Here is a 21,183-nt window from a genome sequence, read left to right as displayed (position 1 = left end):
TCCCGCTGCGTCATCGCCCCATGCTGCCGCCGGCCGGGTCCCCGGTCAATGCCCCTATCGGGGGCGGAATCGACGTCGGCCGGCACCGTCGCGAACCCCTATGCCGGACGCCGGGGGTGGGCAGCCGCCGCACCGCGAGCCCTCACCGGACGCACGGGGGCCGTCACCCCCGTCGGACCGTCCACGCGGGACGGGCAGGGGTTTCGCGATTCGGCGATCCGGGCATGTTCGGGTTCGACAGGGCAGGGAAGGGAATCGAAGGGAGCACGACGATGGGTCTGATGTTCCGCAAGCGCAAGAAGTACGGCCCGATCATCCTGAACTTCACCGAGAACGGTTTCTCCTCCTGGAGCATCAAGATCGGTCGCTGGTCCTGGAACTCGCGGGCCAAGGCGCACCGGGTCGACCTGCCGGGTCCGCTGTCCTGGAAGCAGGACAAGTCCCGGGCGTGAGGTCCCGAGGTCGAGCGGGGTGCCGGTGATTCACCGGCACCCCGCTCGGCGTCCGGGTCAGGACGTCGGCCCGGCGTCCCGCGCGGAGATGACCACGTCGCCGCCGAGCCGGCCGTGCTCCGGGTCGCGGGTCGCCTCACCGGCGTCCAGCAGGCCGGTCAGCGCCCGGACGGCGTCGGACGACCGGTAGGCGGTCGCGGTGAGGGCGTGCCGGCGCAGCTCGGTGACCGTACGCGGGCCGGAGCGCGCCAGCTCGGCCAGCAGCTCGCGGCGCAGCGGGCCGGGTTCCGGGGCCGGGACGACGTCGAGCAGCCGGCCCGCCTGGTCGCGGTAGCGCACGCCGGCGGCACCGTCGAGCGCCCAGAGCGCCTCCTTGAACGCCTCCAGGCTCTTGTCCGACCCGGTCGCGAAGGCGAGCAGCCGCGCGGGGGCGCCGTCGCCGGGCACCAGCTCCACCTCGGTCGTCAGCGGGAACCCGGCGCCGGCGAGGGCGGCGCGCGCGGGGGTGCCTGCGGCGGTGGCGAGCAGCACGTCCGCCGGCTTGCCGGCCGCCGCGGCGGTCAGGACGGCGGGATCGGCGGCGTCGTCGTCCACGACGGAGAGCAGGGGCGCGCCGGCCGCCCCGGCCGCCTTCACCGCCACCGGCAGCCGGGCCGGGCCGCCGGGCACGAGGTGCACGGCGACGCCCGCCGGCAGTTGCGCCTCGACGGCCCCGAGCCGGGCCGGCAGTTCCCCGGTGTCGTCGGCGAGCACCAGCACGGTGAGCTGGCGACCGCGCAGCCGGTCGGCGTGCCCGGCGACCACCCGCAGGGCGGCCTCCGCGGAGCCGGCGTCGCCGCCCGCGTACGCCAGGGCGAGGGTGGCCCGGCGGGCGCGGTGCAGCGCCCCCGGCAGCCAGGTCTCCAGGTGTCGGACGAGCAGCTCGCGCAGGACGGCGTCGGTCGGCATGCTGCCGTTCTACCGCACGCCCGCCCCGGGGCGTACAGAGCTCCCCCGACGGGCCGTGCGCCGCGGCGGCCCGGGACGGGTCCGGACGCGGCGCCGCCGGGCGCCGGGGCGGGTCGGCACGCGTCGCCGGGGCGGGTCAGGCCGGGACGGAGACGCCCACGCCGCCCCGGGTCTGGCCGCCGTAGCGCCGCCGTTCGGCGTCCAGGTCGAGCCGGCCGATCCGCTTGCGCGCGGCCAGGGCGGCGTCGTCGAGCCGGTCGGCGGGCACCAGCCAGACGATCTCGAACTCCAGCCCGTCCGGGTCCTGGCCGTAGAGGCTCTTGGTGGTGCCGTGGTCGGACGCGCCGACCAGGGCGTCGGCGGCGGCGAGCCGCTGCGCGGTGGCCGCCAGCTCGTCGAGGGTGTCGACCTCCCAGGCCAGGTGGTAGAGCCCGACGGTGCCGCGGCCGGCGGTGGAGCGAGCGGCGCCCGCACCGACCTCGAACAGGCCCAGGTCGTGGTCGTTGGTGGAGCCGGGCGCCTGGAGGAAGGCGGCGCCCCGGAAGCCGTCCGGCGTCATCGGGATCGGCCGGAAGCCCAGCACGTCGCGGTAGAAGGCGACGCTGCGGGCGAGGTCACTGACGTAGAGCACGGCGTGGTTGAGGCGGTGGATTCCCATGCCACCGACGCTAGCGCGCTTTTGTTGAGCGTTCAACTAAGTGGCGTATGATGGCCGTCATGACCCGCTGGCTGGATCCCGACGAGCAGCGCACCTGGCGCGCGTACCTGACCGCCTCCCGCGCGCTGATGGAGGCGCTGGACCGGGAGCTGCAACGCGACGCCGGGATGCCGCACGCCTACTACGAGATCCTGGTCCGGCTCTCCGAGGCGCCGCAGCGGCAACTGCGGATGAGCGACCTGGCCGAGGCCACCGGCTCCTCGCGCAGCCGCCTCTCGCACGCCGCGGCCCGCCTCGAGGCGGCCGGCTGGGTCCGCCGCGAGGAGTGCCCGACCGACCGGCGCGGGCAGATCGCCGTCCTGACCGACGAGGGCTTCGCCACCCTCGCCGCCGCCGCGCCCGGTCACGTCGAGGGGGTACGCCGGCACCTGTTCGACGCGTTGAGCCCGGCCCAGGTGGACCAGTTGCGCCGGATCAGCGAGACGCTCGCCGCACACCTGACCGGTTCTTGACCAATCCACCCCGGCCCGGGTCTTGTACTTACCGTCGTCGGATGAGCACGATGGGGCGTGCCTTCCGGCTTCGGTGATCTGACTGACCAGGCGCACCACCTGGTGTCCGCCGGCGACCTCGCCGGCGCCCAACGGCTGCTCGCCGACGCGCTGACCGACGCGGACCCGCGTCCGGCCAACGCGACACCCGAGCTGGCCGAGGCCGCCAGCCTCCAGGCCCGCGTGCTGGTCGCCCTCGGCGAGCCGCACTCGGCCCGGGGCTGGGCCGCGTTCGCGTACGCGGCCACGACCCGGCTGCACGGGCGCTCCGACCAGCGCACGGTGGCCGCCGCGGCTACCCTCGCGGCGGTGCTGCACCGGGTCGGCAGCTGGTCCCGCGCCGCCCGGCTCTACCAGGAAGTGATCATCGAGCTGACCGCGCTCGACGGTCCCGAGTCGCTGCGGGTGCTCGCCGCCCACGCCGACCTGGCCACGGTGGAGTACGCGCGCGGCCAGTGCCAGGTGGCCCGCGACCGGTTGCAGGACGCCTGGGAGCTGCACCGCGAGGTCTACGGCGACGGCCACCCCAGCGGCATCAAGATGCTGGCCCGGCTCGGGGCGATGCAGCGCGACTGCGGGCAGTTCGCCGAGGCGCACGACAACCTGGCGCTCGCCCGGGAGCTGTGCCGACAGCACCTGCCGGCGGACGATCCGCTGGCGGCGCAGGTGGCGACGCTGGCCCGGGCGGCGGCCAATCCCGACCACGTCTGCGCCGACACCGCACCCGTCGGCCGGGACGGCCCGATCGTGCCGTCCGCGCGCACGCCGCCCCCGGGCGACGCGCAGTCGACGGCCTACCACCCCTCGCAGCCGGGCTACCGCCCGGCGGAGCCGGACCCGTACGCCGGGCCACCGCACGTGGTGCCGACGCCCCGGCAGCCGACGGAGGACCCGCCACCCGGCTGGTGGCCCCCCGAGGCCGACGCCGAGGACGCTCCGGCCGACAGTGCCGTGCCGCCGTCGGTCGTACCCCTGGCCGGCGGCGCCGCCGAGGCCGACGGGGTGCACCGGGTCCGCCAGCCCGGCGCACCCGAGGAGCCCTACCAGCCGTCGCGGCTGCTGCCGGTGCCGGTGCACCGCGCACCGTCGCGGCGCAACAGCCGGCTGCTGCCGCTCGTCGTCGGTGGCGTCGCGGTGGTGCTGCTGGGCACGGCCGCCGTGATCGCCGGGGTGGCCGGGGTGGACGGTGACCCCGACCCGGCGCCCCCGGCCGCGACCGGCGCCCGGGCCTCCACGCCGGCCGGGGCACCGGCCGGCACGGGCACCCCGCCCGCCGCCGGCCCGACGACGGGGGCCGCGGCCTCCCCCGGCACCCCGCCGGGCTCGGTGACGCTGCGGGACAACCGCGACAACGTGGCGCTGCGCTGGACGTACCCGGCCGGCGGGGAGGGCCCGGTGGTCATCTCGGGCGGCCGGGTCGGCCAGGCGCAGACGGCCTTCGCCAACCTGCCCGCCGGCACCACCGCCTTCGTCGTCTACGGCCTGAACCGCAGCACCGACTACTGCTTCACGGTCGCGGTCGTCTGGTCGACCGACACGATCGCCCGCGCGCGGGAGGTCTGCACCCGCCGCGGCTGACGGGCCGGCGTGGTTCCCGGGGGCGGCCGACGTGTCCCGGGGCCCACGCCGCGCGTGCGGCCGGGGCCCCGGGCCGGCGTGGTCACGGGTGGGCGTGGGACCCGGGCCGGCGCCGGACGCCCGGACCGTCAGGGACGCTCCGGGTCGGGCAGGGCCGGCAGCAGCAGGCGTACCCGCAGCCCCGGACCGCCGTCCCGGCCGGGACGGGCGTCGGTCAGCTCGATGCCGCCGCAGGCCCGGCGGACCAGCTCGCGCACGATGGCCAGGCCGAGGCCGGCGCCGCCGTCGTCCCGGGCCCGGGCGTCGTCGAGCCGGGTGAACCGGCCGAAGACCCGCTCCCGGTCCGCGACCGGGATCCCCGGCCCGTCGTCGGTCACCGTCACCAGGTGGTACGCCACCGCGCCGGCGCCGCCCCCGGGGTGCACGGGCGGCCCGGCGGCCAGCACCACCTCGCCGTGGGCGTGCCGGACCGCGTTGTCGACCAGGTTGGTCAGGATCCGGCGCAGCTCGTCGGGGTCGCCCTCGGTCCACAGCGGCGCCGTCGGCGCGTCGAGGCGCACCGGCGGCGACGGGTACCGGGCGGCCACCGCCGCCAGCAGGGCACCCAGCTCGACCGGCCCGGTGACCCGCGCCGGCGGCCCCTCGTCCAGCCGGGCCAGCAGCAGCAGGTCGTCGACGAGCCGGCCGAGCCGCTCGGTGTCGGCGAGCAGGTTCGCCGACACCGCCGTCCAGTCCGTCCGGTCGGCGAGCCGCCGGGCGACCTCCAGCTCGGTACGGATGTTCGCCAGCGGGCTGCGCAGCTCGTGCGCGGCGTCGGCGACGAACGCCCGTTGCCGGTCGCGGGCGGACTCCAGCCGGCCCAGCATCCCGTTGAGCGTGACCGCCAGCCGGTGGATCTCGTCCTGCGACGCCGGTACGGGCAACCGCCCGCCCCCGTCCCGCCCGGTGATCTCCTCGGCGCCCCGGCGCAGCGCCTCGACGGGGCGCAGGGTCGCGCCGACCACCCGCCAGGCCACGGCGGCGAGCACCGCCACCAGCAGCGGGAAACTCACCAGCAGGATGGTCCGGACGACGTGCGCGCTGTGCCGCACGTCCGCCAGCGACCGGGCCACCAGGACGGTGCGCGGGTCGGCGGCGGTGCCCGCCGGCACGGCCACCACCCGGACCGGCCCGGCCAGGCCGACCCGCTCCCCCGACACCGTCAGCCGCTGCCGCGCGCCGGCGTCGATCCGCTCCGGCGACACCATCGGCACCAGCCGGTCGGCGTCGATCGAGGCGGCCCGCACCCTGCCCCCGGCGTCGATCACCTGCACCCGGACCTGCCCGCCGGCCACCGGCAGCGGATCGGGCAGGACCTCCTCGGCGGCGAGCAGCGCGACCGCGTCGGCGGTCCGGAACGCCTCGGTGTCCACGGCGCGTTGCAGGGCCCAGCCCAGCACGCCGAGCAGGACGAGGCCGCCGACGGCCAGTCCCCCCGCGACGCCGAGCACCCCGACCGCCATCAGTCGCCCGCGCAGCCCGAGCGCGGCGCGCAGGCGCCCCCGCACCCCGCGCGTCACGGCGCGAGCCGGTAGCCGGCGCCGCGGACCGTCTCCAGGCGCTCCCGGCCGAGCTTGCGCCGCAGGTACCCGACGTAGACCTCGACCGCGTTGGGCGCCGTCTCGACGCTGGCGTCCCAGACGTGGTCCAGCAGCTCGGTCTTGGAGACCACCTCGCCGGGGCGGCGCATCAGGTAGTCCAGCAGCGCGAACTCGCGGCTGGTCAACGCGACCTCGGCGTCGGCCCGGGTCACCCGCCGCCGGGCCGGGTCGAGCCGCAGGTCGCCGACCGCGAGCACCGTGGGGCGTTCGGGGGCGCCACGGCGCAACAGGGCCCGCAGCCGGGCCAGCAGCACGACGTACGAGAAGGGCTTGGTGAGGTAGTCGTCGGCCCCGCAGTCCAGTCCGTCGGCCTGGTCGTACTCGCCGTCCTTGGCCGAGAGCATGAGCACCGGGAGCCAGTGCTCCTCGGCGCGCAGCCGGCGGACCAGCTCGTAGCCGGAGAGGCCGGGCAGCATCACGTCGAGGATCATCGCGTCGTACCCGCCGTGCCGTGCCGCGTCCAGCCCCTCGGGACCGGTCGCCGCCACGTCCACCGCGAACCCCTCGGCCTGCAACCCCCGTTGCAGGGCGGACGCCAGCCGCGACTCGTCCTCCACCACCAGCACCCGCACGCCCCAAGGGTGCCACCCGGGCGCCCGGGGCCGGCCGGTCGTCCTCAGCGCCCTCACAGCGTCGAGGAGGCAGGATGTCCGGCAGGAGGTGTCACATGTCCGTCCTGAAGAGCCGTCCCGTCCTGCGCTGGCTGGTCCCCGTGACCGCCGTCGCCACCGTCATCGGAGGCGGCGCCGCGCTCGGCACGTTCGCCGCCCAGGCCGAGCCGAGCCTGCCGCCGCGTACCGCCGCCCAACTCCTGGTCGACCTGCAGACCTCCCGGCTGGAGGGGCTCTCCGGCACGGTCGTGCAGCGCGCCGACCTGGGCCTGCCGCCGCTGGCCAACCTCGTCGGCGGCGACGGCCTGACCGGCCTGCTGACCGGCACGCACACGCTGCGGGTCTGGCACTCCGGGCCCGACCGGCAGCGCATCGCCCTGACGGACACGCTCGGCGAGCAGGACGTCATCCGCAATGGCCGGGACGTGTGGACCTGGAACAGCCGGTCCAACACCGCCACCCACCGCACGCTCCCCGAGGGCACCGCCGGGGCCGAGACCCCCGAGCTGCCGGCCACCCCCGGCGAGGCGGCCGACCGGGCCCTGGCGGCGATCGGCCCGAGCACCGAGGTGAGCGTCGGCCGGTCCGCCACGGTCGCCGGCCGGGACGCGTACGAGCTGGTGCTCGCCCCGCGCGACGCCGCCTCGCTGGTGCACCAGGTGCGCATCGCCATCGACGCGCGGGAGCACGTGCCGCTGCGCTTCGAGGTCTTCGCCGACGGCAGCGACAAGCCGGCCTTCGAGATGGCCTTCACCCAGGTGTCGTACGCCCGGCCGGACGCCGACCAGTTCACCTTCAACCCGCCGCCCGGGGTGAAGGTGACCGAGGAGACCGCCGGCAGGGAGCCCGCCGACGCGCGCGGGAAGCGGCCCACGGACGGTGAGCGGCCGGACGTGCGTACCGTCGGCGAGAGCTGGGCCACGGTGGTGGTCGCGCGGCTCGACGGCGCCGGCGCGCCCGCCGACCGGGCCGGGGCCGCCCCCGGTCGCCCCTCGAACGGGTCGACCGGGGACCCGGCGGCGCTGCTCGGCGCGCTGCCGAAGGTCAGCGGCGACTGGGGCAGCGGCAGGCTGCTGACCGGGAAGCTGTTCAGCGCGCTGCTCACCGACGACGGCCGGCTGATCGCCGGCGCGGTGACGCCGGAGCGGCTCTACGAGGTGGCCAGGGGCTGAGCCTCGGCAGTCCGGGGGCCCGCCATACGGCGGGCCCCCGCTGTCTGTGCGGGGCGGCCCGTCGAGTGGCCCGGCGCGCTTGGTCGGGGCGGCCGGCGCACGGTATCTTTCTCAGTTCAGGCAACAAAAAAGAACGGCTGTCGAAAGCCGTTCCGAGAGAGATGCTAACCCAATGGGAGAGGGCTTGTCAAGGCATTCCGCCGATTCCGCCGAATTGCAGCCCGATGACGAGATCGGCCGCGAACAGGAATACGTCTCGATGCTCTATCGCCGACTGGACGAGCTGCGTGAGCAGGCCTCCGACCGGTTGACCGACGAGCTGCGTTCGACCGGCGGCACGCAACAGGCCCGTTCCCAGCGCGACAGTGCGGTGCGGATGTACGCCGACCAGGTCGAGCAGTACTCCGCGGTGGAGAGCGGCCTCTGCTTCGGCCGGCTCGACACCGACGACGGCGGCCCGCACTACATCGGCCGGATCGGGATCTTCGACACCAGCGGCGACTACGACCCGCTGCTGATGGACTGGCGTGCCCCGGCGGCCCGCGCCTTCTACCTCGCCACCGCGGCCAACCCCCAGGGGGTGCGCCGCCGCCGGCACCTGCGCACCCGGGAACGCAAGGTGACCGCGCTCAACGACGAGGTCCTGGACCTGGCCACCGCCTCCCCCACCGCGCACGAGGAGCTGACCGGCGAGGCGTCGCTGCTCGCGGCGCTCAACGCCGGCCGCACCGGCCGGATGCGCGACATCGTCGAGACCATCCAGGCCGAGCAGGACCGGATCATCCGCGCCGACCTGCCGGGCGTGCTGGTGGTGCAGGGCGGTCCGGGCACCGGCAAGACCGCCGTCGCGCTGCACCGCGCCGCGTACCTGCTCTACACCCACCGCGAACAGCTCTCCACCCGGGGCGTGCTCCTGGTCGGCCCGAACGCCACCTTCCTGCGCTACATCTCCCAGGTGCTCCCCGCGCTGGCCGAGACGGGCGTGCTGCTGCGGACCCAGGGCGACCTCTTCCCGGGGGTCAGCGCGCGCCGGACCGAACCCGCCGCGACCGCCGCGCTCAAGGGCCGCGCGGTGATGGTCGAGGTGCTGGCCGCCGCCGTCCGGGACCGGCAGTGCGTGCCCGACGAGCCACTGGAGATCGAGCTGCCGCAGCAGGAGGTGCTGCGGCTCGACCCCGAGACCGTCCGCGCCGCCCGGGACCGGGCCCGCCGCTCGGACCGGCCGCACAACCTGGCCCGGGCGCTCTTCGACGTCGAGATCGTCCACGCCCTCGCGGCCCAGGTCGCCGAGCGGATCGGCGCGGACCCGCTGGGCGGGGAGAACCTGCTCGACGAGGCCGACGTGGCGGAGATCCGCCGCGAGCTGCGCGAGGAGCCCGAGGTGCGGGCCGTGCTGGACCAGCTCTGGCCGGTGCTCACCCCGCAGCGCCTGCTCGCCGACCTCTACGCCGCCACCGGGCGGATCGCCACCGCCGCGCCCATGCTCAGCGACGCCGAGCGGGCCATGCTGCACCGCGAGCCGGGCGGCTGGACGCCGGCCGACGTGCCGCTGCTGGACGAGGCGGCCGAGCTGCTCGGCGAGGACGAGCGGGCCGCCGCCGCCCGCCGGGAGCGGATCCGCGCCCTGCAACGGGAGTACGCCGAGGGCGTGCTGGAGATCGCCCGGGGCTCCCGCTCCATCGACGTGGAGGACGAGGCCGACGGCGGTGAGATCCTCGGCGTCACCGACCTCATCGACGCCGACCGGCTGCTGGAGCGGCAGGAGGAGGCGGACCGGCTGACCACCGCCCAGCGGGCCGCGGCCGACCGGCGTTGGGCGTTCGGGCACGTGATCGTCGACGAGGCGCAGGAACTGTCGCCGATGGCCTGGCGGCTGCTGATGCGCCGCTGCCCGAGCCGCTCGATGACGATCGTCGGCGACGTGGCCCAGACCGGCGCGCTGTCCGGCACCCCGTCCTGGGCCGACGCGCTGGAGCCGTACGTGGCGCAGCGCTGGCGGCTGGAGGAGCTGACCGTCAGCTACCGCACGCCGGCCGAGATCATGGCGGTCGCCGCCGAGGTGCTCGCCGAGATCGATCCGGCGCTGCGCCCGCCTCGCTCCGTACGCTCCAGCGGGGTGCCGCCGTGGGACCGCGCGGTGGCGCCGGAGCGCCTGGCGGCGGAGCTGGTGGCCGCCAGCACCCGCGAGGCGGCCGGCCTGGACGACGGCCGGCTCGGGGTGATCGTGCCGGCCGGCCGGGTCGACGAGCTGGGCGCCGCGCTCACCGCCGCCCTGCCCGAGGCGGCCGTCGGCGAGGACCCTGAGCTGGAGAGCCGCGTGGTGGTGCTCACCGTCGGCCAGGCCAAGGGCCTCGAATTCGACTCGGTCCTGCTGGTCGACCCCGACCGCATCGTGGCGGAGTCACCGCGGGGCCGCAGCGACCTCTACGTCGCCCTCACCCGCGCCACCCAACGCCTCGGCATCCTCCGCCCCACCTGACCCACCAACCCGCCCACCCCGCCCGCCCCCGGCCCGCCCGCCCCCGGGCCCGCCCGCCCCCGGCCCGCCCGCCCCCGGCGATCATGAGGTTGGCGGCAGTCTTGGAGATCCACATCGCCGCCAACCTCATGATCGCCCGCAGGGGGGCGAGGGCCGGGCGGGCGGTGGGGTGGGTGGGTCAGTCCGGGGTGAAGTCGCCCACCTGGCTGGCGGGGCCGGACTGGTCGCTGGTGGAGCCGGCCGCCGGGGTGCTCAGGCCGCCCGTGGTGGCGTCGCCCGTGGTGGTCGGGGCCACCTTGCCGCGGTGCTGCTCCGGCTGCCGGGCCACCCGGCGCACGCTGGCCGGCCCGGCGGTGCCGCCGGTCGTGGTGACCGCGCCCTGTCCCCGGGTGGGCCCGCCGTCCCGCAGCACCTCCGGGTCGACCGGGACGTGGGCGGGGTCGTCCGGGTCCTCGTCCTGGATGACCCGCTGCACGTCGGTGGGGGGCACCGTCACCTCGTCCAGGGCGCCCTCGCCGTACACGCCCCCGGCGATCCGGTCCTCGGCCCGCCGGGCGGCGTCCTGTCGCATGTCGTCCTCGCGCACGTCCATCACCTCGCAGAAGTGTCGGTCCGGATTGCGTGCCCGAGGGCCGGGCCGGCAAACCCGCCCCGACGCCGAACCGGCCGGCCCACGCCTCGGTCGATCATGCAGTCGTGGTGCCGGCTGGATGCCCGTTCGGGCGTTTCGCGCCCCACCACAACTGCATGATCGACGCTGCCCTTCCGGGGCGCGGGCCCGCAGTGGCGACCTTTCCCGTCAGCCGTGGGGGTTACTGCCCCCGCCGGCTCGGGTAGACGGCGGGTGCCCCCGCCATGAACGCGAACCGTGCCGTGGCCGACACGCGGTAGCGGGGCGAGGGAACGCAGGTACGACTCATCGCATCCTGAGGAGGACAAGATGAGCACGCAGGCTGCTTCCACCAGGCCGATGAACCGGCCGACGCAGGACGCGCCCAACCGCGCGATGCAGGACCGGGCCATCCAGGAGACGCCCACCCGTCCGATGCCGATGATGCACGACGGGCACCGGGAGCCCATGCAGGCGCCCGGCACGGAGACCAAGCCGTCGCTGCGGACCACCGAGTTCTGGGTCTACATCGCGGCCGTGATCGGCGTGCTGGCCGCCTCGCAGCTGGTCGGTCGGAACACGACCGGGGTGGACATCTTCCGGGCCGACAACGCCTGGTTCATGGTCACGCTGCTGACCATCGGATACCTGGGTAGCCGTGGTCTGGCCAAGGCCGGTAGCAACTGGCGCAGTGGTGAGGAGCGCAAGGCCCGGCACTGACCGGGCGCCGCTGCACGCAACGCGGTGGCCTCCGGGACGAGAGTCCCGGAGGCCACCTTCGTGCGTGGTCCTACTCCTCGAAGCCGCCGAAGTCCTCGCCGAAGTCGCCCTCGAACGCGTCCTCGATCATCTCGCCGGCGATCATGCCCCCGGCGACCCCGAGCGCGGCCCCGGCCACCATGCCGCCCATGCCGGGCCCCCGGCCGTGACCGTGCCCGTGCCCGCCGAAGCCGTGGGCGCCGCGCAGGCTGCCGTAGCGGGACGTCGTCTCGCGCAGCCAGCCGTCGACCACCTGGGCCCAGTCCGTCCGGTCGGCCTCGGTGTGCGAGACGCGGTAGTGACCGAAGACGTCGTGCCCGGCGGTGAGGAACCCGCCGCGCTTGTCGCACTCCAGGATCACCTCGACCCCGTGCGGGCTGGTGACGAAGGTCAGCTCGACCTCGTTGATGGTGCCCGCGTACTGGGGCGAGGCGAAGAACTCGATCTCCTGGTAGAACGGCAGCGTCTGCTGCGTGCCCCGGATGTGGCCGCGCTCCAGGTCGGCGTGCTTGAACCGGAAGCCGAGCCGCTGGAACGCCTCCAGGATCCGCTCGTGCACCGGCAGCGGGTGCACGTTGACCTGGTCCAGGTCGCCCTTGTCCACCGCCCGGGCGATGGCCAGCTCGGTACGCAGCCCCATCGTCATGCCGCGCAGCCGCTGACCGTAGACGTCGGTGATCGGGGTCTCCCACGGCACCGGGAGCTGGAACGGGATGGCGAGCTGCTGCTTCGGGGCGAGCTGGAGCGGGCCGCTGACCGGCAGCCGGTGGAACTCCATGACGCCGGCGTACTCCGTGTCGTGGCCCTCGATCTCGACCCGGGTGACCAGGCCGACGACGACCTGCTCGATGTTGGCCGGCGCGTCGCCGCCGAGCAGGTTCACCTGGCCCTCAAGGGTCAGGCCGGGCCGGGTGTTCGGGTTGGTCAGGACGGTGTCGACGCTCGGCCCGCCCACGCCGAACGCGCTCAACATCTTCTTGAAGACCATCGGAACTCCCGCGCAAAGACACCGCGCTCCACCCTGGAGCCGGTCGCTGACTTCCCGGGACCCTAACCGGAGGCGCTGTGAAGTGCCTGTGAGGGCGCGCCCGCCGACGAACGCACCCCGCGTGGCTGCGGCCCGTACGGCTATCGGACCGCTGGCCGTCGCCTGCCTGACGCCGGGACCAGCCCGGTGGCGAGCAGATGTACGCTCGCGGCGATCAGCGCGGGCTCGCTGGTGTAGACCCGGGCGAGGTCCAACGCGCCGCTGAAGACGACCTCGGCCAGCGGCCCGTTCGCCGCGGCCTCGGCGGCCGTCCAGGCCGGCCCTTCGAGTCCGTGCACCACGACGTCGGTCAGGCCGGCGACCCGGCACTCGTCGCGCAGTTCCTCGGCCCGGTGGAAGTAGGCCGGGGTGAAGGTGCTGCGCGGGTCGTTCACCCCGTTCGTGAGCAACGCCCGGGCTTCCCGGACCGCCTCCCCGGTCAGCCGACCGGTGGCGGCGAATCGATCGGTCCCGCGAAACGCGAGATCGCCGCGGCGACGACCCGGCCACCGGGGCGCGTCACCCGCGCGGCCTCGCCCAGGGCCTTCAACCGGTCCTCGCCGCGCACCAGGTGGTAGAGGGGGCCCAGAAGCAACGTGACGTCGTAGTGGTCGTCCTCCTCGGGCAGCGCACGGGCGTCGGCCACCACCGCGTCGACGGGAGGCTGGCCGCCGGCGGCCTGCGCCACGTGGCCCGGCACCAGATCCACGAGCCGGACGCGGTGACCGGCGGCGGCGAGCATCCGCGCGTAGACGCCGGGCCCGCCGCCGACATCCAGCACCCGGGCCGGCGCGGGCGGCAACAGTTCCCGCAGGAGTTCCCTCGTCCGCGTGCGCTCCAGCCGCGCCTGCGGCCGGGAATCCAGTCGGGCGTCCTCGCGGTACCGCACCGTGTAGTGCTCGACGATGTCGCGTGAATGCTGGTCCACGACAGAAGGATCGCGGCCGGCGACGTCAGCCGCGACCCCATTTCGGGGCCGGCGATGCAGGTGTCCGCCGGCCGCGCCGGCCGCCGGGACGCCTCGGGGCCGTTACCGTCAGGGGGTGGGGGCCGGCGGCTCCTCGCGGACCACGGCCACCTCGCCGGCCGGCACGACCAGGTCGCCGGCGCAGTGCGCGCCGGTCAGCAGCTCCACGCCGGTCAGGTCGAGCCGGACGTCGGCGTCGGTGTGGTTGACGACGAAGAGCCAACTGCGGTCGCCGGCGCGCCGCCGGACCACCTCCACCTCGGCGGGGACCCGCGCCGCCGGGCGTACGCCCGACTCGGCCACCAGCCGGGCCACCAGCCGCTCCGTCGCCGCCGCGTCCAGCCGGGTGCCGACGTACCAGGCCGCGCCCCGGCCCACCGGGTGCCGGGTCAGCGCCGGCACGCCCGGCAGGGGCCCGTCGGCGTACGCGGCGAGCACCTGCGCGCCCTCGGGATGCAGCCACTCCGTCCACACGTCGGCGACGCAACCGTCGTCCAGGGTGACCCGCTCCCCCGCCCGCAGCGGGAAGAACTCCTCGACGCGGACGCCCAGCAGCTCCCGGAACGCCCCGGGGTAGCCGCCGAGGCGGATGTGGTCGTGCTCGTCGACGATGCCGCTGAAGTAGGTGACCAGGGCGGTGCCGCCGGCCTCGACGTACGCGCGCAGCGCCGCCGCGTGCGCGTCGCGCACCATGTAGAGGGTGGGGACCAGCACCAGCCGGTAGCGGGCGAGGTCGGTCGACGGGTGCACGACGTCGGCGGTGATCCCGGCCCGCCACAGCGCGTCGTGCAGCGCGGCGAGGCGGTCGACGTACGTGACGTCGACGGTGGGGTGCGAGTCGAGTTCGGCGCCCCACCACGCCTCGTAGTCGAACAGGATCGCCACCTCCGCCTCGACCCGGCTGCCGCGCACCTCGGCGAGGGCCGCGAGGTCCGCGCCGAGTCGGCACACCTCGCGGAACACCTTGGTCTCCGGGCCGGCGTGCGGGACCAGCGCGGAGTGGAACTTCTCCGCCCCGGCGCGGGAGGCCCGCCACTGGAAGAAGAGCACCCCGTCCGCGCCGCGCGCCACGTGCGCCAGGCTGTTGCGGCGCAGCTGGCCGGGGGTCTTGGCGACGTTGCGCGGCTGCCAGTTGACGGCGCTGGTGGAGTGCTCCATCAGCAGCCACGGCGCGCCGCCGGCGACGCCCCGGGTGTGGTCGGCCGCGAGGGCGAGGCCGACCTGGGCGCGCGGGTCGGCGGCGGTGAGGTAGTGGTCGTTGGCGACCAGGTCCACGTCGGACGCCCAGGAGTGGTAGTCCAGGTACTTGTTGCTGATCATGAAGTTCGTGGTGACCGGCTGGCGCACGAGCCGGCGCAGCACCTCGGCTTCGGCGCGCAGTTGGGCGCGCTGCTCGTCGGAGGAGAAGCGCAGGAAGTCCAGCTGCTGGGTGGGATTGGCGAAGGTCGGCGCCGTGCGCGGCGGGTTGATCTCGGCCCAGTCGCCGTACCGCTGGCTCCAGAAGGTGGTGCCCCAGGCGTCGTTGAGCCCGTCCAGGTCGCCGTGGCGCTCGCGCAGCCAGCGGCGGAACGCCTCGGCGCTGACGTCGCAGTAGCAGTGCACGTTGTGGCAGCCCAGCTCGTTGGAGACGTGCCACATCACCACCGCGGGATGCTCGGCGTAGCGGGTGGCGAGGGCCTCGACCAGGGCCAGCGACCGCTCGCGGAACACCGGCGAGCTGGGACAGTACGCCTGCCGGCCGCCCGGCCAGAGGATCGCCCCGTCGGCGCGCCGGGGCAGCGTCTCCGGGTGCCGGTGGGCCAGCCACGGTGGCGGGCTGGCGGTGGCCGTCGCCAGGTCGACCGAGATCCCGCCGCCGTGCAGCACGTCGAGCGCCCGGTCCAGCCAGCCGAACTCGTACGCGCCGGGGGCGGGCTCCAGCAGCGCCCAGGAGAAGATCCCCACCGACACCAGGTTGACCCCGGCCCGGCGCATCAGCGCGACGTCCTCGGTCCAGGTCGACTCGGGCCACTGCTCGGGGTTGTAGTCGGCGCCGAACCACATCTTCTCGCCCTGCCATTGCCGCATGGATGCAGAGCGTGCCCGGACGGCGGAGCCGAGTCAACACGTTCCAACATCGATCGCCTTGACGACGCCTACCGCACCACGGCCTTGTCGCGGCCGGAATGTCGGGCCATTGCCGTCCCCCTTGACAGCGCCCGGGGGACGGGTAGCTTGAGGCGCCACTGGCAATTCGTGTTCGTCAATGTGGATTCGCGATGGATCCCGTTGTGTGACCACGATTGCCGGGGCACCGCCACCGACGGCCCTCGGGCACCTCTTCGTCAGCAGGAGGCACCATGTCCCGTCCCCGCACCCGAGCCGAGTACCTCGCCCGGCTCGTACCCCCCTCCGTTGCCGGCCTCGACCGTCGCTCGCTGCTGGCCGGCGCCGCCGGCACCACCGCGCTGCTCGGCACGGGCCTGCTCGCCGGCTGCGGGTCCGACTCCGGCGGGTCCGACGCCAGCACGGTGTCGCTGGGCTCCAACCAGTCCGACCCGAAGCCCAAGGAGGTGGTCGCGAAGGTCATGGACGGGTTCCGGACCTCGTCCGGCCTCCAGGTCTCCGTCAACACGGTCGACCACAACACCTTCCAGGAGAACATCAACAACTATCTCCAGGGCAAGCCGGACGACGTGTTCATGTGGTTCGCCGGCTACCGGATGCGGTTCTTCGCCGCCCGGGGCCTCGCCAGCGACCTCAGCGACGTCTGGGGCAGGCTCTCCGGGATGTCCGACGCCTTCCGCAAGGCGTCGACCGGGGACGACGGCAAGCAGTACTTCGTGCCGTCGTCGTACTACCCGTGGGCCGTCTTCTACCGCAGGTCGGTCTGGCAGCAGAACGGCTACCAGGTGCCGAAGACCCTCGACGACCTGACCGCGCTCGCCGGGCAGATGAAGAAGGACGGCCTCACCCCGATCGCCTTCGCCGACAAGGACGGCTGGCCGGCGATGGGCACCTTCGACATCCTCAACCTGCGGATCAACGGCTACCAGTTCCACATCGACCTGATGGCCGGCAGGGAGTCCTGGACCTCCGGGAAGGTGCGCAAGGTCTTCGACACCTGGCGCGGCCTGCTGCCCCTGCACCAGCCGGACAGCCTCGGCCGGACCTGGCAGGAGGCCGCCCAGTCGTTGCAGCAGAAGAAGAGCGGCATGTACCTGCTCGGCCTCTTCGTCGGCCAGCAGTTCGACGACAGCGAGCTGGCCGACCTCGACTTCTTCACGTTCCCCGAGATCGACCCGGCGATCGGGGCCAGGGCCCTGGACGCGCCGATCGACGGCTACATGATGGCCCGCAAGCCCAAGCAGGAGGCCAACGCCAGGAAGCTGCTGGAGTACGTCGGCTCGAAGGCCGCCGCGGACATCACCGTCAAGAACGACCCGAGCACCCTGGTCGCCAACACCGAGGCGGACACCAGCGGCTACAGCGCCCTGCAGAGGAAGGCCGCCGAGCTGGTCGGCTCGGCCACCGAGGTGGCCCAGTTCCTGGACCGCGACACCCGCCCGGACTTCGCCTCGACAGTGATCATCCCGGCGCTCCAGCAGTTCATCAAGGACCCGAAGGACATCGACGGGCTGACGTCCAGCATCGAGAACCAGAAGAAGTCGATCTTCACCGACTGACGGCGAGAGGGTGAGGGCACCGTGTCCGACCTGCCCCTGATCCAAGCGGATCGCGCCGTGCCGCCGCCGGCCGCGACCACCACCGCCACGGGTGGTCGCCGCCGGCGCGTACGGCTGCTGTCCCGCACCGACCGCGTGGTCGTCGCGCTCATGGTGGCCGTACCGCTGCTGCTCGTCGTCGGGCTGGTCTGGCTGCCGGCGGGGGCCACCGTGCTGCTCTCCGGCACCGACTGGGACGGCATCGGCCCGGTCGGCGACATCGAGTGGGTCGGCGGCCGCAACTACGCCGACGTGGTCCGGAACTACCCGCCGTTCGTGCCGGCGGTGCAGAACAACCTGCTCTGGCTGGCGGCGCTGTTCGTGGTGGCCACCCCGTTCGGCATGTTCCTGGCCGTCCTGCTCGACAAGGAGCTGCGCGGCAGCCGGTTCTACCAGACCGCGCTCTACCTGCCGGTGGTGCTCTCCCTGGCGCTGATCGGCTTCGTCTGGCAGCTGCTCTACTCCCGCGACCAGGGCCTGCTCAACGCCGTCCTCGGCACCGGCGTCGACTGGTACGGCGACCCTGGCGTCAACATCTGGGCCGTGCTGGTGGCCGCCGGCTGGCGGCACGTCGGCTACATCATGCTGCTCTACCTGGCCGGCCTGAAGGGCGTCGACCCGTCGCTGCGGGAGGCCGCCGCCGTGGACGGCGCGTCGGAGGGCCGCACGTTCTTCCGGGTGGTCTTCCCGGTGCTGCGGCCCGTCAACATCATCGTGCTGGTGGTGACGGTGATCGAGTCGCTGCGCGCGTTCGACCTGGTCTGGGTCGTCAACAAGGGCCGCAACGGCCTGGAACTGCTCTCCGCGCTGGTCACCCAGAACGTGGTGGGCGAGGCGAGCCGGATCGGCTTCGGCTCGGCGCTGGCCACCATCATGCTGGTCGTCTCGCTGGTCTTCATCAGCGTCTACCTGGCGACCGTGCTGCGGGAGGGACGCCGATGAGCACCGCGACCGTGCCCACGGAGAGCCGGACCGACCCCGCGACCCGGCGCCGCCCGCCGCCGCGCCCGGCCCGGGTGGTGCTGCACGTGTTCCTGGCGGCGGTGGCGATCGGCTGGCTCTTCCCGATCCTCTGGGCCGTGCTGACCTCGCTGCGCTCCTACGAGTACACGGCCGCCAACGGCTACGTCTCGCTCGGCGGATGGACCCTCGACAACTACGTCACCGCCTGGCGGACCGCCGAGTTCGGCAGGCACCTGCTCAACTCCGCCTACATCACGGTGCCGGCGGTGCTGCTGACCCTCTTCCTCGCCTCGTGCGTGGCGTTCGTCATCGCCCGGTTCAGCTGGCGGACCAACGTCGTCCTGCTCGGCCTGTTCACCGCGGCGAACCTGCTGCCCCAGCAGGCCCTGCTCATCCCGCTGTTCCGGCTCTTCACCCAGGTGCCGCTGCCGGCGTTCATGAGCGACTCGGAACTGCTCTACGACAGCTACTGGGGGCTGATCCTGGTCAACGTCGCCTTCCAGTGCGGCTTCTGCGTCTTCGTGCTCAGCAACTACATGAAGGCGCTGCCGCGCGACCTCTACGAGGCGGCGATGGTCGACGGGGCGAGTGTCTGGCGCCAGTACTGGCAGGTGACGATGCCGCTGTGCCGGCCGGCCCTCGCCGCGCTGGCCACCCTGGAGGTGACCTGGATCTACAACGAGTTCTTCTGGGCCACCGTGCTCATGCGCACCGGCGACAAGTTCCCGGTGACCAGCTCGCTGAACAACCTGCGCGGCGAGTTCTTCACCGACAACAACCTCGTCTCGGCCGGCTCGGTGCTGGTCGCCGTCCCGACCCTGGTGATCTTCTTCCTGTTGCAGAGGCAGTTCGTCCGGGGCCTGACCCTGGGGGCCACCAAGGGATGACCATCGTCCACCTGCGCCGCGCCCGGACCAGCCTGGTGCTCGACGCGCGCGGCCCGGGGCTGCCCCGCCTCGCGCACTGGGGCGCCGACCTCGGCCCGGTCCCCGCCGGCGACCTGCCCGCCCTGATCGACGCCACCGTCGCGCCGGTCGTACCGAGCAGCTTCGACGCGCCGACGGTGCTGTCCCTGCTGCCGGAGGCGGCCGCCGGCTGGGGCGGCCGGCCGGCGCTGGCCGGGCACCGCGACCGCCGGGACTGGTCCACCGCCTTCCGCCTGGCCGGCGTCGACGTGACCGACGACGGCAGCGGTCCCGCCCGGGTCACCGTCCGGGCCACCGACGGCGCGGCGGCGCTGTCGCTGGCCGTCGAGATCACGCTCGACCCGACCGGGCTGGTGCTGCTGCGGCACCGGCTGCGCAACACCGGCGACCGCCCGTACGAGCTGCGGGAGCTGACGCCGATCCTGCCGGTGCCGGCGGTCGCCACCGAGTTGCTCGACCTGACCGGCCGGTGGTGCCGGGAACGGTCCCCGCAGCGGCACCCCTGGCCGATGGGCGCCTGGGTACGCGAGGGCCGGCACGGCCGCACCGGGCACGACGCGACTTTGCTGCTGGTCGCCGGCACGGCCGGGTTCGGCTTCGACCACGGCGAGGTGTGGGCGGTGCACACCGCCTGGAGCGGCGACCACGTGACCTTCGCCGAGCGGCGGCCGACGGGCGAGTCGGTCCTCGGCGGCGGCGAGCTGCTCGCCCCCGGCGAGGTGGTGCTCGACCCCGGCGGGGAGTACGCCACTCCCCTGCTGCACGCGGTCTTCTCCGCCGCCGGGCTGGACGGGCTCAGCGACGTCCTGCACACCCACCTGCGCGCCCGCCCGCAGCACCCGGCCACGCCCCGCCCGGTCACCCTCAACGTCTGGGAGGCCGTCTACTTCGACCACGACCTGGACCGGCTGCGCGCGCTGGCCGACCACGCCGCCGAAGTGGGGGTGGAACGCTTCGTGCTCGACGACGGGTGGTTCCGGGGGCGCCGCCACGACCGCGCCGGCCTCGGCGACTGGTTCGTCGACGACGCCGTCTGGGCGGACGGCCTGCACCCGCTCGTGGACCACGTGCGCGGGCACGGGATGCAGTTCGGGCTCTGGGTCGAACCGGAGATGGTCAACCCCGACTCGGACCTGTTCCGCGCCCACCCGGAGTGGGTGCTGTCGGCGCCGGGCCGGCTGCCGCCGCAGTGGCGACACCAGCAGGTGCTCGACGTGGCCCGCCCGGAGACGTACGCGTACCTGCTGGAGCGCCTCGACGCGCTGCTCGCCGCGCACCCCGGCATCGGCTACCTCAAGTGGGACCACAACCGGGACCTGACCGAGGCGGGCCACCACGGCCGCCCCGGCGTGCACGGGCAGACCCGCGCCGTCTACCGGCTCCTCGACGAGCTGCGCCGCCGCCACCCGGGCGTGGAGATCGAGAGCTGCGCGTCCGGCGGCGCCCGGGTGGACCTGGAGATCCTGCGGCGCACCGACCGGGTCTGGGCCAGCGACTGCAACGACGCCCTGGAACGGCTGGCCATCCAGCGCTGGACGGGGCTGCTGCTCCCGCCCGAGCTGGTCGGCAGCCACATCGGGCCCGAGCGCTCGCACACCACCCACCGCGTGCACGACCTGGGCTTCCGGGCGGCGACCGCGCTCGTCGGCCACCTCGGCATCGAGTGGGACATCGGCGCCATCGGCGCCGCGCAGCGCCGCGAGCTGGCCGCCTGGGTCGCGCTGCACAAGCGGCTCCGCCCGCTGCTGCACGCCGGCCGGGTGGTCCGGGTCGACCATCCCGACCCGGCCGTCTGGGCGCACGGCGTGGTCGCCCACGACGGATCCCACGCGGTGTACGCCGTGGCCCGGCTGGCCACCTCGGTGACCCAGGCGCCCGGGCCGGTCCGGCTCCCCGGCCTCGACCCCCGCCGGCGGTACGCGGTGCGGCCCGTCGCGGGAGTGCCGGAGCCGGCGACCCTCCAGCTGACCGGGCCGGGCTGGCTGGCCGACGGCGGGGTGACCCTCGGCGGCGCGGTGCTGGCGACCGTCGGGCTCCAGATGCCGGCCCTGCACCCCGAGCAGACCGTGCTGCTGGAGGTCACCGCCGCCGGCTGAGGGGGCGGCGGAGATTCCTCGGAGATTTCTCCGCCGGGATGT

General features: G+C 74.5%; 19 protein-coding genes. 10 read left to right on the top strand and 9 right to left on the bottom strand.

What is annotated here, in order from left to right:
- Nucleotides 1-272: 272 nt before the first annotated feature.
- Nucleotides 273-452 (top strand): DUF4236 domain-containing protein, encoded by a 180-nt coding sequence (locus AB0G08_RS24305; RefSeq protein ID WP_007075522.1) that lies wholly within the window; start codon nt 273-275, stop codon nt 450-452.
- Nucleotides 453-509: 57 nt separating this feature from the next.
- On the opposite strand, the gene AB0G08_RS24300 is transcribed toward AB0G08_RS24305, so the two are convergent.
- Both AB0G08_RS24300 and AB0G08_RS24295 read right to left on the bottom strand, forming a co-directional pair.
- Complete coding sequence (locus AB0G08_RS24300; RefSeq protein WP_358091773.1) at nt 510-1,400, bottom strand: hypothetical protein; 891 nt, start codon at nt 1,398-1,400, stop codon at nt 510-512.
- Nucleotides 1,401-1,536: 136 nt separating this feature from the next.
- Nucleotides 1,537-2,058 (bottom strand): VOC family protein, encoded by a 522-nt coding sequence (locus tag AB0G08_RS24295; RefSeq protein ID WP_358091771.1) that lies wholly within the window; start codon nt 2,056-2,058, stop codon nt 1,537-1,539.
- Between the two features lie 50 nt (nt 2,059-2,108).
- On the opposite strand from AB0G08_RS24295, the gene AB0G08_RS24290 reads away from it, so the two are divergent.
- Both AB0G08_RS24290 and AB0G08_RS24285 read left to right on the top strand, forming a co-directional pair.
- Nucleotides 2,109-2,570, top strand: a complete 462-nt coding sequence (locus tag AB0G08_RS24290; protein WP_357876178.1) for a MarR family transcriptional regulator — start codon at nt 2,109-2,111, stop codon at nt 2,568-2,570.
- Between the two features lie 57 nt (nt 2,571-2,627).
- Nucleotides 2,628-4,187 carry a tetratricopeptide repeat protein gene (locus tag AB0G08_RS24285; protein WP_358091769.1) on the top strand — a complete coding sequence of 520 codons (1,560 nt, stop codon included), beginning with the start codon at nt 2,628-2,630 and terminating at the stop codon, nt 4,185-4,187.
- A 128-nt stretch (nt 4,188-4,315) separates the two neighbouring features.
- Here AB0G08_RS24285 and AB0G08_RS24280 read toward each other — a convergent pair whose 3' ends face one another.
- Nucleotides 4,316-5,689, bottom strand: a complete 1,374-nt coding sequence (locus AB0G08_RS24280; protein WP_358091783.1) for a HAMP domain-containing sensor histidine kinase — start codon at nt 5,687-5,689, stop codon at nt 4,316-4,318.
- 53 nt (nt 5,690-5,742) lie between these two features.
- Entirely contained in the window at nt 5,743-6,399 is a 657-nt protein-coding gene (locus tag AB0G08_RS24275; RefSeq protein ID WP_358091767.1) for a response regulator transcription factor, read from the bottom strand.
- A gap of 95 nt (nt 6,400-6,494) precedes the next feature.
- Here AB0G08_RS24275 and AB0G08_RS24270 point away from each other — a divergent pair, with 95 nt between their 5' ends.
- Both AB0G08_RS24270 and AB0G08_RS24265 read left to right on the top strand, forming a co-directional pair.
- The gene (locus AB0G08_RS24270) at nt 6,495-7,610 is read left to right on the top strand and encodes a sigma-E factor regulatory protein RseB domain-containing protein (RefSeq protein WP_358091765.1); all 1,116 of its coding nucleotides are present in this window, start codon (nt 6,495-6,497) and stop codon (nt 7,608-7,610) included.
- A 172-nt stretch (nt 7,611-7,782) separates the two neighbouring features.
- A complete protein-coding gene (locus AB0G08_RS24265; protein WP_358091763.1) occupies nt 7,783-10,089 on the top strand; it encodes an ATP-binding domain-containing protein in 2,307 nt (768 codons plus the stop codon).
- A gap of 178 nt (nt 10,090-10,267) precedes the next feature.
- Here AB0G08_RS24265 and AB0G08_RS24260 read toward each other — a convergent pair whose 3' ends face one another.
- Nucleotides 10,268-10,675 (bottom strand): hypothetical protein, encoded by a 408-nt coding sequence (locus tag AB0G08_RS24260; protein ID WP_357876170.1) that lies wholly within the window; start codon nt 10,673-10,675, stop codon nt 10,268-10,270.
- Nucleotides 10,676-11,029: 354 nt separating this feature from the next.
- On the opposite strand from AB0G08_RS24260, the gene AB0G08_RS24255 reads away from it, so the two are divergent.
- Nucleotides 11,030-11,419 (top strand): hypothetical protein, encoded by a 390-nt coding sequence (locus tag AB0G08_RS24255; protein ID WP_358091761.1) that lies wholly within the window; start codon nt 11,030-11,032, stop codon nt 11,417-11,419.
- Nucleotides 11,420-11,489: 70 nt separating this feature from the next.
- Here the strand turns inward: AB0G08_RS24255 and AB0G08_RS24250 are convergent, their stop codons facing one another.
- From AB0G08_RS24250 to AB0G08_RS24235, 4 genes are all read right to left on the bottom strand, one after another.
- Nucleotides 11,490-12,446, bottom strand: a complete 957-nt coding sequence (locus tag AB0G08_RS24250; RefSeq protein WP_358091759.1) for a sporulation protein — start codon at nt 12,444-12,446, stop codon at nt 11,490-11,492.
- A gap of 140 nt (nt 12,447-12,586) precedes the next feature.
- Nucleotides 12,587-12,895, bottom strand: coding sequence for a hypothetical protein (locus AB0G08_RS24245; RefSeq protein ID WP_358091757.1), 309 nt, complete (start codon nt 12,893-12,895; stop codon nt 12,587-12,589).
- 29 nt (nt 12,896-12,924) lie between these two features.
- Nucleotides 12,925-13,413, bottom strand: a complete 489-nt coding sequence (locus AB0G08_RS24240; protein ID WP_358091755.1) for a class I SAM-dependent methyltransferase — start codon at nt 13,411-13,413, stop codon at nt 12,925-12,927.
- 108 nt (nt 13,414-13,521) lie between these two features.
- The gene (locus AB0G08_RS24235; protein WP_358091753.1) at nt 13,522-15,519 is read right to left on the bottom strand and encodes a beta-galactosidase; all 1,998 of its coding nucleotides are present in this window, start codon (nt 15,517-15,519) and stop codon (nt 13,522-13,524) included.
- 272 nt (nt 15,520-15,791) lie between these two features.
- On the opposite strand from AB0G08_RS24235, the gene AB0G08_RS24230 reads away from it, so the two are divergent.
- The 4 genes from AB0G08_RS24230 to AB0G08_RS24215 are packed head-to-tail and all read left to right on the top strand — an operon-like array spanning nt 15,792 to nt 21,141.
- Complete coding sequence (locus tag AB0G08_RS24230) at nt 15,792-17,117, top strand: ABC transporter substrate-binding protein (protein WP_358091751.1); 1,326 nt, start codon at nt 15,792-15,794, stop codon at nt 17,115-17,117.
- Nucleotides 17,118-17,138: 21 nt separating this feature from the next.
- The gene (locus AB0G08_RS24225; RefSeq protein WP_358091749.1) at nt 17,139-18,098 is read left to right on the top strand and encodes a sugar ABC transporter permease; all 960 of its coding nucleotides are present in this window, start codon (nt 17,139-17,141) and stop codon (nt 18,096-18,098) included.
- Entirely contained in the window at nt 18,095-19,006 is a 912-nt protein-coding gene (locus AB0G08_RS24220; RefSeq protein ID WP_358091747.1) for a carbohydrate ABC transporter permease, read from the top strand. The genes AB0G08_RS24225 and AB0G08_RS24220 overlap by 4 nt, the downstream gene beginning before the upstream one ends.
- Nucleotides 19,003-21,141 (top strand): alpha-galactosidase, encoded by a 2,139-nt coding sequence (locus AB0G08_RS24215; RefSeq protein WP_358091745.1) that lies wholly within the window; start codon nt 19,003-19,005, stop codon nt 21,139-21,141. The genes AB0G08_RS24220 and AB0G08_RS24215 overlap by 4 nt, the downstream gene beginning before the upstream one ends.
- The last annotated feature ends 42 nt before the right edge of the window (nt 21,142-21,183 follow it).

It is taken from the genome of Micromonospora sp. NPDC023644, from assembly GCF_040640115.1.
Classification (GTDB): Bacteria; Actinomycetota; Actinomycetes; order Mycobacteriales; family Micromonosporaceae; genus Micromonospora.
Note: the sequence above shows the minus strand (reverse complement) of the source record. Positions and strands in the feature narration are given on the sequence as shown.

Bases quoted from the DNA above. Each gene is read 5' to 3' on its own strand.
- AB0G08_RS24235 (WP_358091753.1), bottom strand. From the start codon at position 15,519: ATGCGGCAATGGCAGGGCGAGAAGATGTGGTTCGGCGCCGACTACAAC.
- AB0G08_RS24220 (WP_358091747.1), top strand. From the start codon at position 18,095: ATGAGCACCGCGACCGTGCCCACGGAGAGCCGGACCGACCCCGCGACC.
- AB0G08_RS24230 (WP_358091751.1), top strand. From the start codon at position 15,792: ATGTCCCGTCCCCGCACCCGAGCCGAGTACCTCGCCCGGCTCGTACCC.
- AB0G08_RS24270 (WP_358091765.1), top strand. From the start codon at position 6,495: ATGTCCGTCCTGAAGAGCCGTCCCGTCCTGCGCTGGCTGGTCCCCGTG.
- AB0G08_RS24300 (WP_358091773.1), bottom strand. From the start codon at position 1,400: ATGCCGACCGACGCCGTCCTGCGCGAGCTGCTCGTCCGACACCTGGAG.
- AB0G08_RS24295 (WP_358091771.1), bottom strand. From the start codon at position 2,058: ATGGGAATCCACCGCCTCAACCACGCCGTGCTCTACGTCAGTGACCTC.
- AB0G08_RS24280 (WP_358091783.1), bottom strand. From the start codon at position 5,689: ATGGCGGTCGGGGTGCTCGGCGTCGCGGGGGGACTGGCCGTCGGCGGC.
- AB0G08_RS24255 (WP_358091761.1), top strand. From the start codon at position 11,030: ATGAGCACGCAGGCTGCTTCCACCAGGCCGATGAACCGGCCGACGCAG.
- AB0G08_RS24250 (WP_358091759.1), bottom strand. From the start codon at position 12,446: ATGGTCTTCAAGAAGATGTTGAGCGCGTTCGGCGTGGGCGGGCCGAGC.
- AB0G08_RS24305 (WP_007075522.1), top strand. From the start codon at position 273: ATGGGTCTGATGTTCCGCAAGCGCAAGAAGTACGGCCCGATCATCCTG.
- AB0G08_RS24290 (WP_357876178.1), top strand. From the start codon at position 2,109: ATGGCCGTCATGACCCGCTGGCTGGATCCCGACGAGCAGCGCACCTGG.
- AB0G08_RS24265 (WP_358091763.1), top strand. From the start codon at position 7,783: ATGGGAGAGGGCTTGTCAAGGCATTCCGCCGATTCCGCCGAATTGCAG.
- AB0G08_RS24215 (WP_358091745.1), top strand. From the start codon at position 19,003: ATGACCATCGTCCACCTGCGCCGCGCCCGGACCAGCCTGGTGCTCGAC.